This is a genomic window from Candidatus Limimorpha avicola (assembly GCF_056978975.1).
Genome location: NZ_DBMCYK010000002.1, coordinates 46,646 through 62,489 on the forward strand (window position 1 = coordinate 46,646; position 15,844 = coordinate 62,489).

The following is a 15,844-nucleotide window of genomic DNA, read 5'->3' on the forward strand; positions in this document are numbered from 1 at the left end:
ATTATTTTCTTTGTTTAGGGGTGAAGATGCCTGTTTTAGGGGTGAAAATTTACATGTGTGGGACGAAAATGGTTTATATGGGGTGAATGATGCTCTTGAGAAATGCTGTGACAGATGATTTGTTGACTTTCTTCGTGAAGGTATTGATACCTTCTTTATCTGAAAATATCTTTTTATTTTTAAAGATAATGAGTCTTTTTATGCATAAAATCACCCTATTGGGATGGTTTTACAATATTTGCCGGTATAAGATGTATTATTTGGTGGGTATTTTTGAATGAGGATAGTTCAGGTTTGCTTAAAAAGGATTTTAATTATTGTTTTACAGATCTTATGTGCCAAAAATCAAAAAATTTAAATTTATTCATTTTTTTCTCTCAATTGGGTTAAAAATTCACTGATTCTATATATATTTGTACATCTTATTAATCAAAATGACATGTTATGAAATACATTCCTAAGATTAATTCTTTCAAGGATTTCATTTTTTGGCCTTTACGTTTCTTTTTTAATCTTCCGTTACAATGGCAGGCTATTATTGGACTTGCACTTACCTTGCCTTTGGTCGTTATAATGATTTTTTCAAAAAATGAATCGTCGGAAGGTCAAATTGTTAAAGTTGCAAAAACAGCATATTTAAAGACCGGGTGTCTTGAAAACAATATCGACAGTTTGAAAATACGTTCCGGAGAATCATTAAAACTTTTGGCAAGACAAGGAAGTCTTCTTTGGGCTGAGACCACTGACGGTAAAAACAGAGGTTTTGTGAAGGCGTCCGATATTCTTGACAATTCAGATGAATTGACTCTCCCTGACAGACGAGGTAGAAGTTCATATTTTATAACCAAGAATAAATTTGAAGAACTGATGGAAGATACACTGACAACTTTACAATCGTTGCAGAAAGACTATATAAATGCTGAATATCTGAGACCTTCGGGTAAAAATATCATTGGAGAATTCGGGTTTTATGTAATTGATTCTTTAGGGACGCAGCTAAGACCGGTGATTACATTCGACTCCGATGGCTCAGTTGCTGATTATAGTTTGGAGTTCTGGCGTTACAGACGAGGATTTATTCATAATTCTGAAATTGACATTTTATCACCTCTTATTTCTACCAAGGAATTTCAGGTTTTTTCGCCTTTCGACAATTGGTTTACCAATTTGGTTTGGACGTATCTTATTGGGTTTATACCTGTTTTTCTTTTTATTATAATATTATGGATGCGTTATCCGCTTATCTGGATGCCTAATTTTCTTGTCAATCTTATAATTTATTTCCTGATAATCGCGGGACCTGTCTTATGGTGTTCCATGTTAAGGCTTCAAGGTGTGATGTGGATGCCGGTAGTGCCTGTTACCGGTATATTGCTGTTTGTAAGTTGCCTGTTGTTTTGGGCATTTTTCAGCGGACTCCGATGCCCACGTTGTAAGAATTTGATATATCACGAGCATATCGGGACATTATTTGGCAAACAATTTATCACAAAAGAAAGAAACAGTCATGAAATAGCACGCCGCAATATAAAACATACAACTTCCGGTTATTGGGAATACAAACTCGAGAAAGTTGGGAACGAATACGTAAAAGTAGGAGTAATGAAACACAGTTATGTGGATGAGGTTACATACAGAGAATATGAGATACGTAGTTTAATACAACCTCTTACGAAACAGTATTCCTGTCCTAAATGCGGACACGGCAATGACGAAAAATCACAGAAAGTTCTGGAGTCCGAAACTATTCCATTAGGAACCTATACCGTAAAAGAAGAATATACGAGAATGGAAGCTAAAGGATAATTTCTTGAAAAGTCATGCAGAAAAGACGATATTGAAAGAGGTCTTCTGATAAGTTACTTGATAATCATCTTGAGGGATAAAATATGTACGCACATATTATGACGTCGTGTATTTTTTTTGAAGATAAAGCCATTTTGTCGCAAGAACAAAATGGCTTTGTTTTTAATGTCAAATAATAATGATGATTGATATCAAATAGTATTATTTCAATGTCCATCCGTTAGTCCAATCGTTATCGGAAGGTACTGCACCCTGATAGGCGGCGTTGTCAAAAAAGTCGTCTGACAGTGTTTTGCCGTTGCCTAATGTGCCTACATAGCAATTGCTGAGAGTGATGTCGGCATTTATACTGTTAGTCCCGTCGGCAAGGAACATCGTCTCAGAATAACCGTTGTCTTCGCTTGTAATGGTGTTCTCAAGAGTGATATATTCAAGTTTGGAGATGCCGTTGATAAGGCTCGTCTCCGTTTCATTGGTTTCTGTAGTGATACACATCGGTTTGCCTTTTACGATAGTGTTATAAATCTCAGCTTCTGTCCCGGCACGAAGACGTATGCCTCTTTTCCCGTCAGCAGAATTGTTTCCTACAAGGGTGAGGTTGGACAAGACAGGGTGGGAGACAGGTGTGGCTGAGAAGTTGTCGCTGCTGTTGTCAGCTTCTATCAAGGCATCGCAGTCATAACCCAAGATGTCTTTTGTCGGCTGGTATGCTACAAGATATTGTCCTTTGCCGCACCATCCCTGAGTCCAGTCGAAAGAGTCGTCGCTGTTACCGAAAGAGACGAGATATTTGACATTTACAGTACCGCCGAACCATTCGAAACCGTCGTCGGAACCCATGTAAGCTTGCAGATATTCCACTGTAGTGCCATTGCCGACTCCATAAAAGGTGAATCCGTTGGCTTCTTTTTCTTCTGAGAAGTTATATCCTGCATATTCTATCCTTATATATCGCAATATTCCGGAATTGTCATCGACAATGTTTCCTCCGTATGTGGCATCACCGATTTCGGAAATAGCTGTACCACTGACATTGACAGGCGCCTTGCCGCATATATGCAAACCTCCCCATGCTCCGTATTCTTTCTTCTCCGATGTCATGATGATAGGGTTTTCTGCTGTGCCAGTAGCCTCAATTTTAGCTCCTTGCTCAACCAAAATATAATCTACAATGTTGTCGTCTATGGCTTCAATTGTGACACCTTCTTCTATGGTAAGTGTAACGCCGCTTTTTACATGATACCCGCCTGACAGCTTATAAATATTGCCGCTTTTTAATGTCTTGTTGACTGTTAATTCTCCACTGAGAGTTTTCTCTTCGGGAACTACAGGTGTAGGATCGTCTTTTTTGTTGTTGCATGAAGTTAACATTGTCATACCTAAAGCGATGATTATTGTCGCTACATTGAATAATCTTTTTTTCATAAGTTTAATGATTTAAATGAGTTAATGATTTTTTATTAAATGTTTATTCCTATTCCTATTTCAAATTTCGTCTTGTATTGATAATTTTCCACTTCTTTTATTTCTCCGCTGCCTTTGATTTTTTGTGTAAATCTGATGTTGGTATTGAACAAATCTTTTATTTTCAGTTTTATGGAGCAATATTTGTTTATTCTAAGGTTGCCATTGAAATCTATTGTACTTACCGCTTCCTGCATCACATTTTCAATTCCGTTTATGCCGACAGTATGTATCCTTGGTCCCTGTAAGTTGTACATAAGACTCATTTGTAGAATCTTGTTTTCCGATAATTGTTTGTTGTATGAAATGTCGGCATTGAGAAGGTATGGCGATGCACCTTGAAGAAATCTGCTGTAATCAGTATAGACACCGTTTTCAGGCAATATGACATTGGTATATATCAATGAGGCGTTGATACCTAATGAGAATGCGGTTAAGATAGTCTTTCTCAAATCTATTTCCACACCTGCTGCAATACCGTCATCAGCATTGAGAAAAGTGTTTACAGCCGAACCGCCGGCAAGTTCCTGGACTCTTTCTATGGGATTTTCAAGCCATTTGAAATATCCGGTGATAGAAAACATGTTTTTGTTGTCGGCAGAATATATGTCGTATCGTAAGTCGATATTGTAATTGTAGCCGTTTTCGATGTTTTCATTACCTCTTATCTCATTGCTGCCAAAAGATTCTTTGTAAAGAAACGGTGCCATTTCGATAAATCCGGGACGTGTCACAGTACGTGAGAAAGAAAATCTTATGTTACTGTTGTTGAATATATTGTACTTTATGTTGAAACACGGGAAAAAGTCGTTGCTGTCAAGATTTGACATTTTCTCAACGGAAGCATCGTTCCAATATCTTACCCATTGTTCTGAATGTTCGAAACGAATGCCGGCAGATAACTGCCATTGTATGTTTATGTCGTAAACGGCTTCACCGAATGCAGCCATTACGTCAGAACCGGCAAAATAATCGAATCGAGGCTGATAGTCTTTGGTGATTATAATGTTGCCGTTTGCTATGTTCTCATGATTGAGAAAGGCATCAGTATTGTATAGTTCGTTTATGTCATGCAATGTGACATTCAAATTGTTGGTGTTATAGTAAAATCTTGTCGAAGTGTAATCACGTTTTTTGATTTTGTAACTTACACCGGCGTTTGTCTTGATTTTATGTGTTCCTTTATCGTTGATTCTGATGTCAGCTACAGCTTCATGTTCATCCAATTCTCCGAAATATCGCATAGTCTCCTGTTGGTTTAAAGAAAACAATGTAAAGATACTGTCGTAATCTCTGTACATCACCTGTCGTCTGTCAGGTTCATCGCTGCCGGTGCTGCTGAAAGAACCGCTCCAGTTTATATCATAACGGCTGTTTAACGAATGCGTCCCACGTATTTGGTTTGTTAACAGCTTGTTAACATGTAATACGCTGTTGCTTCCGATCAACCTGTTTCCTTCATCGTCTGTTCCTCTTCTGAATTTATAATTGTCATTTGCGTTTCTTGCATAAAATAATGTGTAGTTGATATTGTTGTCGTTGTTTATTGCAAAACCTGCATTAAATAATGATGCCATGTTGAGTTCCTGAGTGTAACTGTCTGATGTAAACTCATTCATCAATGCACCTTGGGCATTATATGTGGCTTTGTAAACCTGTGGAGTGGTGTTGTATTCGTTTCCAATACTTAAAGATGCAACAATGCCTAATTTACCGGACTTTATTTTGAACTCTCTTCCGGCACTTATTGACCCTCCAAATTCCGGGAGTAATGTTCCGGTATGTTTAATGTTGAATGTCGAGCCAAAAGGGTCTTTTTCTTTTACATATTCTCCAAACTGTTGATATGTCATGTCTTTTATTTCTTGAGACAAGTTGTTCGTATTCCATAATCCCATTGTTTTGTCGCTTTGATAAAATTCGTTGAAGACTGTATTTATCCTTCCTCCAATGTTGAAAGACAGATTTAAAAACGGTTCTTCTGCAAAATCTTTGGTGTTGATGTCTATGTAGGCACCGGAATAATCAGCAAAATTGCCGGCTTCAAATACTTTTACTACAGTGATATTTTGGATGGTAGATGAATGAAAGAGGTCTAATGGAATAAGTTTGTTGTCCGGATTAGGGGAGGCTATTGGCATTCCGTTTAATGCAGTAAGACTGTAACGATCGCCTAATCCTCTAACTATCAGTTGACTTGACTGTGCTATGGATATTCCGGGCAGTTTTCTTACGCCGTCGGCAACAGTAGAGATGCCTTTTCTGCTCATCTCTTTGGCTCCCATGTTTTCAATAGCAACATTGGCCTCCTGTCTGCTCTTTAACAAAGTTATCTCACTCTCATTATCTCTTCTCGCAACAATTACAACTTCTGATAAGAGTTTTTCATCTTCTTCCATCTCTATGTCCATTGTAATGTCACCTGTAATATTTACGTCTTCCTTTCTTACGGTTTTATACGACACATAACGTATTATTAAGGTGTAAATCCCTGATTCCAAGTTTTTTAATTCATAATTGCCATCCAAATCAGTGACAGTGCCGATATTACTGCCTTCTATCTGTATAGTGACACCTATTAAGGCTTCTTTGCTGTTTTTATCTTTGACGGTTCCTTTTATTGATGCAGCTTTAATCGTGCAGAGGTAAAGCATTAAGGCAATAAGAAAAGTTGTTTTGATGTAAATCGCTCGCATTTCATATCTTTGTTTGACAGTGCAAAAAAAGATAAACGATGTTACGTTTCTGATACAATTATTAGAAGATGATGTTAATGAATGATTAAAAATTGTTAAGAATTTAAACTTATATCATTGATAAATAATTGATTTGATATGTTTTTATGTAAAAATCCATCAAAATTATGTAAGTTTTTTTGTTCTAACTGAAAAAGATGGCATTTTTGATTAATTTTTCATGTCATGGTTAGAATTCGAATATTTAATGATTAGTTTCATTTGTAGTATTTCAGTGAGCATCATTTTGACTCTTATTTTATATTCTAAAAAAATTAAAAAATCATAAATCATATCTATAAAAAAATGTAACTTTGCACCCGTTTTTCGGAAGAATGGGACAAGTTCTTTTAAATGGTGATAAAATATTGATAATCAAAATAATACTAATATGCAAAGTATTCGTAATGTTGCTATAATCGCTCATGTTGACCATGGTAAAACGACCTTGGTAGATAGGATTCTTTATCAATCAAAATTGTTTAGAGATAATCAAAATGTCGGAGAATTGATATTGGATAACAATGACTTGGAGCGAGAACGAGGTATCACCATATTATCAAAGAATGTATCGGTACGTTATAAAGGTGTAAAAATCAATATAATAGATACTCCGGGTCACTCTGACTTCGGTGGTGAAGTGGAGCGTGTGCTTAATATGGCAGATGGTGTTATTTTGCTTGTGGATGCTTTTGAGGGACCTATGCCTCAAACCCGTTTTGTGTTGGAGAAGGCTATACAGTTAGGACTTAAACCCATAGTAGTCGTTAATAAGGTTGATAAACCCAACTGTGCTCCGGAAGAGACTCAGGAAGCAGTATTCGACCTCATGTTTAACCTCGGCGCTAATGATGACCAATTGGATTTTCCTACAGTTTACGGCTCTTCAAAACAAGGTTGGATGTCTGACCATTGGACTCATGTTACTAATGATGTTTCTTATCTTCTTGATGTGATTCTCGAGACTATACCGGAAGCTAAGTTTGAAGAAGGAACTCCTCAGATGTTGATTACTTCTTTAGACTACAGTTCATATGTCGGTCGTATTGCTGTTGGCAGATTGAAACGTGGGGTGTTGCAGGCTGGAATGAATGTGTCTCTTGTGAAACGAGACGGAACTGTCAAAAAGTCTCAAATCAAGGAATTATATACTTTTGAAGGCCTAGGTAAGGAAAGGACTAAAAAGCCTGTCAATGCTGGCGATATTGTTGCAATTATGGGACTTGACGACTTCGAGATTGGGGATACTGTATGCGATTATGAAAATCCGGAAGCCTTGCCTACTATTCAAGTGGATGAGCCTACTATGAGTATGTTATTTACTATCAATAATTCTCCTTTCTTTGGTAAAGAAGGTAAATTCGTTACTTCCAGACATCTTCGTGACCGTCTTTACAGAGAGACAGAGAAAAATCTTGCTTTGCGCGTTGAAGAAACAGATTCACCGGATTCTTTTATGGTTTTCGGAAGAGGTATCCTGCATCTCAGTATTCTCATTGAGACGATGCGCCGCGAAGGTTATGAATTTCAAATCGGACAGCCTCGCGTCATAATCAAAGAGATTGACGGAAGAAAATGTGAACCTGTTGAGATGCTTACAGTTCAGGTGCCGGAAGATTTTGCAGGTCGTGTCATTGAATTGGTATCCTCTCGTAAAGGTGAGATGATTAATATGCAACCCAAAGGCGACCGCATGAACCTCGATTTTGAAATTCCTTCTCGTGGTCTCATTGGTCTTAGAAGCAATATGTTGACGGCAACAGAAGGCGAAGCTGTCATGTCTCACCGTTTTAAAGATTTTGAGCCATGGAAAGGTGAGATGCAAACGCGTAACAACGGTGCTCTCATAGCCATGGAAACAGGACAGGCTGTTCCTTATGCCTTGTGGAAACTTCAGGACAGAGGAACTTTTTTTGTCATGCCTAATGAAGATGTTTATGCAGGAGAGGTGATAGGTGAGAATACTCGTTCTAATGATATTGTTCTCAATGTCAATAAAACGAAGCATCTTACCAATGTGCGTGCCTCAGGTTCGGACGAGAAAATAGTATTGACACCACCATTGCGTTTTTCATTGGAGGAATATATGGAATATATTCGTGATGATGAATATCTTGAAGTTACTCCTAAGAGTTTGCGTCTGAGAAAGATCATCCTTGATGAGATAGAACGCAAGAGAGCTAATAAACGTATTGAAGAATGATTCTATGTGATGCCGTACTTCTCATAAAGATGATTTAAGAAGTCATCGGCTTGATTTATAAATTCCAAAGAACGTGATTTCCAATCGGGCAGGGGATCACGTTTTTCTTTTCCTGCAATATCCATTTCGTTAAGAAATGCTGCCATTTCTTTCTTTTCCAATTGTACGAACATTGGGCTCATCCTGTGACATAAATTGCATGCCGCCATATAGTCGTCATTGTTTACTGCCGTGTTAAAGGTTATTAGGTTATCTGCCGTTGTATCGGCGAAAACCTGTAAAATGTTTTGTATTGATTCGTCATCACCGAAAATGGAGCATAATTCAGGGAACTCGTCAGCGAAAACAGAAGGCTGTTTTTCCTCTTCAGTTACAGGACAATTTAGAATGGTGGCTATGTCATTGATAGAAAAAGGTTTCTCTAAATACCCGTCAAAGCCTTCTGCCAATGTCTTGCGATGATTGTATTCAGAACGTGCCGTCATTAAAATAACCTTCTTGTCAGGGTTAATGTTTTTGATGATATTAAGAACGTCATTGCCACTGTATGTGCCCATTTCTCTGTCTGTCAATATTACATCATAAAAGTCAAGTTTGTCCAAATATTTGTTGAACTCTACTGATGTCAAACATATATCGGAATGATGTCCAAGTTTGTCCAACATTGCCTTGGTGACAGTGAGCAGACTATTGTCATCATCTATTATAAGTATGTTCAAATGCTTTTTGTCGCATACAACAACAGTGGTTTCCTCTGTGTTGTGCGAGCCGTCCGAAATCTTGACCGGTATCTGAACTTCTATATGTGTTCCGTAATTGACTTTGGACTTAACGGATATTTTCCCATTCAGTAACTCTATCATGCCTTTTACGACATATAATCCGAAACCGGAACCTTCGCTTAATTCGCTATTCTTTTCTATCCTGCTGAAAGGTTTGAAAATATCATTCATTCTCTCTTCAGGTATTCCAACACCTTGGTCTATAATGCTGAAAATCATTTTATTGTCATTATTGTAAACACCGAAGTGTATTTCACCTTCTATTGTGTATTTAGTGGCGTTGGATAATATGTTACATAATATTTGTTTTATTTTTAATGCATCTGAAATGACATACATGTCGTCTGCTATCTTTTTATGATAGTGAAGCGACAAATGTTTGCTTTCGATTATTGGCATAAACATGTTTTTTATGTCATCGCACATTTTTGAGATATTAAACTCGGTACGGGATATAACTTGTTTTCCTTGGTCGAGACTTGAATAGTTGAGAAGATTGGACAATAACTCAAGAATATGCTCAGATGAACGTTTTATGGAGATAATTCGTTGATTATTATTAAGTTCGTTGTTGTCCATTTGTAATAATTCGATATTGCCCATTATGGAAGATAATGGAGTTTTTATGTCATGTGATACTGATAATAGCAATTTATGACGGCTTTCCATTATTTCTTCTGTTTTTTTCTTTGCTTCTTCGGTTGCCTTTTGGGCTTTTGATACTTTTTCTACGTCATTGAATATAAAAAATATGAATGTCAATATCAGAATCAATGCCATCACGCCTCCGATTATGGCGTAGTTGATATTTCTATCGATAAGAGCCTCGCTTTTCTGGACTTCTTCCAAAATTGAATATAACGTCTGCCGATGAAGTATTATTAAAATGTCCGCAAGTTCTTCCGCTATTTTTTGATCTGCAGCCATTAGCTCATCATATTGTTTCTCAATATTCTGTACCATTGCAATATATTCAGACTTTCCTTTCTCCGTATATAACTTGATGTCTTGCAGTATATCTATGGTATTATCTTTTTCGATATTTTCAATGGTGTCTATCGTGGTTTTAGATACCAATACCAAGCTGTCCAATGAATTGTCAGGTAAAAAAACATCTCCTATTCTTTGAAAAAAGTTTTTTTTCTGTGGTTTGTATATAATTGTATCTTGCTCTTGTATGCTTATGTTTTTTTGAGTCTTGACCTCCGGTTGGTAGTTGTTGACTAAGTTGAAAATCTCATTGTAAGGATTGAAACTGTTATATTGGTTCGACATCTCAATAATTATCACCTTTTTCATATTAAGCAACTCAATGATGTCTGACAACAGAATCTGGTTTACAGTACTGTCGTTGTAATAATATTTGATTGAATCATTAATGCTTTTAATTTTTTCTATGCTTTGGTTGAAATCCTCGAGATGCTGCTTGTTATCCGTTATGGTGAATAAATTTGCTGCGGACTGTGCTTCATTGACTTCGCTTATGAGTTCATTTGTAAATTCGAGTACTTTGTCGTTGCGTTGTATGTTTTCTCTCTGTGATTTGATACTGTCTTTCAGGCTGTTGATATACAATACACCGGCAACGCATGAAAAGGCACAAAAAATATATATGGCGATAGCATTCCACCTGAATCTGACTCTGTAATTCTTGTTCTTTGTACCCTTTTTATCCATACATTAAACTATTAAAACAACCCGGCTTTTCCTAATGTTATTAGCATCAGATATGCTAATGCCAATCCCACGACCCCAATGATTACACCTGTTATCTCCATGTGACGCACCTTGATAAAACCGGTACCGTAAGCAAGGGCATTGGGTGGGGTGCTGATTGGCAATATCATGCCGAGTGATGATGCTAAAGTGACACCTATAAGTAAGGTCCGTATTCCGCCAAAACCTACCAAGATATCTTGCATCCCGATTCCAACAGCCACCATGACGGGCAATAACAGTGTAGCTGTTGCAGTGTGTGATATTATGTTGGAAACCATCCAGCACAACACACCGGTACCTATTATAATGAAGATGGGGGACCACGTATTAAAAGGAATGGCTTTTACGAGGTCATTTGCCAATCCTGTTTTATAAAGTGCAACTCCCAGAGCAAATCCTCCGGCAACAAGCCATAACACACTCCAATTGATGGTTTTTAAGTCGTCTTTGGTGAATATGCCGGTCACACAGAATACAGCTATAGGTATCATTGCAACAACATTGGAGTTGATACCTGTCAATTTGTCTAATACCCATAATAATATTGTTATTACTAAAGTTATATATACTATTATGGTATCTTTGCCTTTTTTTGCACCCCCTTCTATGGTGAGGTCTATGGTTTTCTGTTTGAACGGAAATAGTTTTATCAATAATATCCAAGCAAAAAACAGCATTATAAGAGTATATGGCAACATCACGCTAACCCATTCTCCAAAACCTATGTTCATGTTAAGACCTTCAGGGTCGTTGAGATATTTCAAAGCTATGGCATTGGGCGGGGTGCCAATTGGAGTTGCAATGCCTCCTATGTTGGCTCCTATAGGTATTGCCAATGCTATGCCTATACGTCCTTTGCCGTCTTCAGGCAATTGTTTCAATACAGGTGCCATGAATGTCAGCATCATGGCAGCAGTGGCCGTATTGCTGATAAACATTGAGAAGAGACCGGTGATTAAAAGAAATCCTAACAGTACGAATTCGGATTTCTTTCCAAATGGCTTGAAAAACAATCTGGCAAGTTGCACATCTATACCCAATTTCGATGCAGCTGAAGCTAAAATGAATCCTCCTAAAAACAACATTATTATAGGGTCGGAAAAACAGGCCATGATACTTGCGTATGGTATGGGCTCGCCTAAGGTCTTACCGGGAGCTACATCGTAAAATATTGATATGGAACTGTTTGAACATGTCAATAGTAATATTACCACTATTAATACCGATGTGGTCCAAGAAGGTATGGCTTCAGTCAGCCACATGATAAAGGCAAACCCGAAAATTGCTATTACTCTATGCTCTATGACACTTATATCAGGTAATCCAATTAGACTTGACGGGATGTTCCATAACACTAGAAATACAGTGATGGCAATAAGAATCTTTACAATTTTGCCATAATCGATTGCTGTTTTTTTATTTGAGGTCATATCTGATATTCTATATTTTGTCTATAAATTATCGCAAAGTTAACTTATTTTGTCAAATAATGTTAAAAATATTGTCGTATTTCTGCTTCTTATTGATTATTTTGAGGTTAAACAAATAATTTTATGAATTGTTAAATGATATTCGGTTTATTTGAAGTTAAAATATACTTTGTACATTATATTAAAGAAAAAGGATTTCTTACAAAAAAGAAATCCTTTATAAATAAAATGTATGAGAAAAATTTTTAATAATTGAAGATGTTTTTCAAACGGTTTTGTCTATCTTCCAGGCAAATGCTCTCAGACCAAGTTCTTCTGAGACACAGTCGAGTTTGTGAAGACTATCCATTATGTCATCGACCTTGTCGTCTTCGACAAAGGTAATAAGCGCATCATTGAATGTGGGCCAAGTATGTGTTCCAAGATGGGGTTCACCCTTGTCGCTTCCGCGTCCGGAGATTTCTGTCCAACTTGTATATCCTCTTGTGCCATGTTTTTCAAGCAATAAGATGATTTCATCATAATATGCCTGGTTATATGCTACAAATATTCCTGTCATTTTATAATTGTTTTGATTGTTCTAATTGTTTTAATGCTAAACGTTTTGCCTTATTTGCTTCCCTTTTCTTTTTTCTTGAAACGAAAATTGCATATAGAGTAGGGATGAGAACCAATGTTATCAATGTTGACATCGAAAGACCCCAGGCCACAGTGATACCGAGTCCGTTCCACATTTCTGCACCTTCACCATTGCCAACTGCCAAAGGTATCATACCTAATACCGTCGTCAATGTAGTCATTAAAATAGGACGCAGACGCTGTTTTGAGGCAGTTACTATGGCGGTATTGACATCCATACCTCTGTCTAAACACAAGATAGAGTAGTCTATAAGCACTATACCGTTTTTCACCACTATACCGGCTAATATCAATACACCTATCAAAGCCATTATATCCAATGCCATGGAATGAACGGTTAAACCAATCAATACACCGGTGATTGCAAAAGGTATTGAGAACATGATGACAAATGGGTCAGTCAAAGACTCGAATTGAGCTGCCATCACAACATAAACGAGAATTATTATAAGAAATAACAGAGTAAACAAATCGCTGAAAGAATCTTGTTGATCCTCATAACTACCTGCAATTTTTACCATAAATTCTGTAGGTATGTCTGCTTGTTTAATGAATGATTCTGCTTTTTGCACACCTTCACTAAGTGCATATCCTTTAGTAACAATACCGGTAATAGTGACAATACGTTCGCGGTCTTTACGTTCAATGGTAGGAGGAGTCGCTCCTTCAATAACACTGGCAACTTCACTTACTTTTATGGCTTGTCCCTGTGAATTGTATAGTACAATGTTTTCGATATCTTCTACACTTGTACGGAATTCAGGTGCATAACGCACTCTGATGTTATATTCATCACCGTCTTCACGGAAATATGACATGATAGAACCGTTGATGCGGTTTCTGACAAATGAGGATGCTGTAGTGAGGTCTATGCCGTTGAGCATCAGTTTTTCTCTGTCAAAATCAACGTGGTATTCAGGTGTATATTCGTCACGACTGATAAGTACCTGTGAGAATTCTTCGGTGTTGTTCATCATATCAGCAAGTTCTTTTGCCAATCTGTCTGATGTATCGAAGTCATAACCGTAGATTTCCAACTCGACACTTGAGCTACCGGCAAATCCTCTTCCTTCAGAAACATCGTATTTCTTTATCTCAGGATTGTTTTTCAGGTCTTTTCTTATCCATTCTGCGATTTCCTGAGTGCTTCGTGTTCTGTCCATCTTGCTTCCAACGCTGATATTCATGGATATTATGTGCGTTCCGTTGTCTTGCATAGAGGCAAAAGCATTATCTTCGTCAGCAACGCCGTAACGGTAGTTCAAAAACTCTATCTCCGGTATTGAATCCATGTATTTTTTTGATAATTCTGCAGCCAATTCATCAGTTACATTTTCACCTGTACCGATGGGAAGTTCAATGCTGATAGACAGACGTCCCTGGTCCATTGTCGGCATGAATCCTGTCTTTAGATTGGGTAATGTCAAGAACAATGTGCCGGCGAATATGCCAATAGCTAATAATATGACTGCGAGACGATGTGTCACAGCCCAGTTGATGAGATGTCCGTATCCTCTATTAATGGCATCGAGACCCTTATTGATCGGTTTGAATATTACGTCATGCCATGAGTGGTTATTGGCATTTTGTTTCAACATGCGGGAACACATCATAGGTACAAGTGTCAAAGCTGCTGATGTGGATACTATCATGATGATACTTACTATCCAGCCCAATTGGTTGAAAAATACACCAACTGTACCTTTTATCATTGTCAAGGGCAAAAATACAGCCAACATTGTCAATGTTGATGCAATGACAGAGATAGACACCTCTTGTGTGGCATGTACAGCAGCTTCTTTTGGCTTTACACCTCTGTCGATATGCGTGGTGATGTTCTCCAATACCACGATGGCATCGTCCACAACCATACCAATGGCTATACTCAATGCACTCATGGAGATAATATTCAAAGTGTTGCCGGTAGCAAACAAATATATCACTGATGCTACCAAAGAGATTGGTATTGACAGTACTATGATGATTGTCGCTCTCCATCTGCCAAGGAAAACAAATACTACCAACATGACGAGTATAAATGTAGTAAAGATGGTGTCTTTCAATGAGTTGATAGTGTTGATGATATTTGTCGAAGTATCGTTGATGATGTTTATCTTGATGTCGGAAGGCAGCGAACTCTCAATTCTTTTCAATTCTTTCTTGACACCCCTGATAACTTGCACGGCATTTGCATCGGTTTGTTTTTGTATAGTGATACTCGCACCACGCTCACCGTTAGTATAGACCTTTTGCAGACGTTCCTGTTCACCGTCTATTACCTTTGCGACATCACGAAGGTAAATGGGTTTTCCGTTGAAACTGCCTATCACAATGTCGAGCATCTCTTTGGCAGCATCAAATTCTTTTTCTATACGTACTGAATAAGTATTAGATCCAATGTCTATAGTTCCGGCAGGTGTGTTTTTGTTTTCACTTGCAATGGCGGATGAAATGGATTCGACAGTTAAGTTGTATGCTTCTAATTTGTTGGGATCAACAAATACTTGAATCTCACGTTTTGGGGCACCGGCAACAGAAACGGTACCTACACCATTTACACGTGCCAATGGTGTTGCAAGTTTGTCGTCTAATATTTTGTCCAATCCACTAAGACTCTCTTTAGCACTTGCAGAAAGCATCATTACAGGCATGTCTTCAATACTGAACTTAAATATTGTCGGATTTCCTACATTGTCTGGAAGATCTGTTCTTACCATGTCTAATTTGTCTCGAACATCGTTGGTGGCTTTGTCTATATCGATACCGTAGTTGAATTCAAGGTATATGATGGAAACATTTTCTTTTGAAGATGAAGTGATATGTTTAAGATCACTAACGCTGTTCAACACGTTCTCCAATGGTTTTGATACGTTGGTCTCAATATCGGCTGCGCTTGCTCCTGAATATGTAGTCATTACCATGATGGTGTTTTCACCCATATCAGGTAAAAGATTTATGGCAAGTTGTCTTAGAGAGAAGATACCAAGTATCGCTATGGTGACAAATACCAAAGATACTGTCACTGGATGATTTACTGATGATCTGTATAAACTCATTGTTGGATTC

At 37.6% G+C, this 15,844-nt stretch carries 8 protein-coding genes; 2 read left to right on the forward strand and 6 right to left on the reverse strand.

What is annotated here, in order from left to right:
• The first annotated feature begins 444 nt into the window (after positions 1–444).
• Entirely contained in the window at positions 445–1,806 is a 1,362-nt protein-coding gene (locus ACZOVS_RS01405; RefSeq protein ID WP_483995452.1) for a hypothetical protein, read from the forward strand.
• A 201-nt stretch (positions 1,807–2,007) separates the two neighbouring features.
• Here the strand turns inward: ACZOVS_RS01405 and ACZOVS_RS01410 are convergent, their stop codons facing one another.
• Together ACZOVS_RS01410 and ACZOVS_RS01415 are read right to left on the reverse strand one after the other, a co-directional pair.
• Positions 2,008–3,231: a hypothetical protein gene (locus ACZOVS_RS01410; protein WP_483995453.1), complete on the reverse strand. Its 1,224-nt coding sequence runs from the start codon at positions 3,229–3,231 to the stop codon at positions 2,008–2,010.
• Positions 3,232–3,266: 35 nt separating this feature from the next.
• A complete protein-coding gene (locus ACZOVS_RS01415; RefSeq protein WP_483995454.1) occupies positions 3,267–5,966 on the reverse strand; it encodes a TonB-dependent receptor in 2,700 nt (899 codons plus the stop codon).
• A gap of 430 nt (positions 5,967–6,396) precedes the next feature.
• On the opposite strand from ACZOVS_RS01415, the gene typA reads away from it, so the two are divergent.
• Complete coding sequence (typA, locus tag ACZOVS_RS01420; protein WP_483995455.1) at positions 6,397–8,208, forward strand: translational GTPase TypA; 1,812 nt, start codon at positions 6,397–6,399, stop codon at positions 8,206–8,208.
• A gap of 2 nt (positions 8,209–8,210) precedes the next feature.
• Here typA and ACZOVS_RS01425 read toward each other — a convergent pair whose 3' ends face one another.
• From ACZOVS_RS01425 to ACZOVS_RS01440, 4 genes are all read right to left on the reverse strand, one after another.
• Complete coding sequence (locus ACZOVS_RS01425) at positions 8,211–10,667, reverse strand: ATP-binding response regulator (RefSeq protein WP_483995456.1); 2,457 nt, start codon at positions 10,665–10,667, stop codon at positions 8,211–8,213.
• 11 nt (positions 10,668–10,678) lie between these two features.
• Positions 10,679–12,139 carry an SLC13 family permease gene (locus tag ACZOVS_RS01430; protein WP_483995457.1) on the reverse strand — a complete coding sequence of 487 codons (1,461 nt, stop codon included), beginning with the start codon at positions 12,137–12,139 and terminating at the stop codon, positions 10,679–10,681.
• A 265-nt stretch (positions 12,140–12,404) separates the two neighbouring features.
• On the reverse strand, positions 12,405–12,698 hold the full coding sequence (locus ACZOVS_RS01435) for a PG0541 family transporter-associated protein (RefSeq protein ID WP_483995458.1): 294 nt from the start codon (positions 12,696–12,698) through the stop codon (positions 12,405–12,407).
• Position 12,699: 1 nt separating this feature from the next.
• A complete protein-coding gene (locus ACZOVS_RS01440; protein ID WP_483995459.1) occupies positions 12,700–15,834 on the reverse strand; it encodes an efflux RND transporter permease subunit in 3,135 nt (1,044 codons plus the stop codon).
• Positions 15,835–15,844 lie beyond the last annotated feature (10 nt).

What these genes read in the sequence shown, in the direction of transcription:
- ACZOVS_RS01430 (WP_483995457.1), bottom strand. Translation starts at nt 12,139, where the DNA reads ATGACCTCAAATAAAAAAACAGCAATCGATTATGGCAAAATTGTAAAG.
- ACZOVS_RS01440 (WP_483995459.1), bottom strand. Translation starts at nt 15,834, where the DNA reads ATGAGTTTATACAGATCATCAGTAAATCATCCAGTGACAGTATCTTTG.
- ACZOVS_RS01410 (WP_483995453.1), bottom strand. Translation starts at nt 3,231, where the DNA reads ATGAAAAAAAGATTATTCAATGTAGCGACAATAATCATCGCTTTAGGT.
- ACZOVS_RS01425 (WP_483995456.1), bottom strand. Translation starts at nt 10,667, where the DNA reads ATGGATAAAAAGGGTACAAAGAACAAGAATTACAGAGTCAGATTCAGG.
- ACZOVS_RS01405 (WP_483995452.1), top strand. Translation starts at nt 445, where the DNA reads ATGAAATACATTCCTAAGATTAATTCTTTCAAGGATTTCATTTTTTGG.
- typA (WP_483995455.1), top strand. Translation starts at nt 6,397, where the DNA reads ATGCAAAGTATTCGTAATGTTGCTATAATCGCTCATGTTGACCATGGT.
- ACZOVS_RS01435 (WP_483995458.1), bottom strand. Translation starts at nt 12,698, where the DNA reads ATGACAGGAATATTTGTAGCATATAACCAGGCATATTATGATGAAATC.
- ACZOVS_RS01415 (WP_483995454.1), bottom strand. Translation starts at nt 5,966, where the DNA reads ATGCGAGCGATTTACATCAAAACAACTTTTCTTATTGCCTTAATGCTT.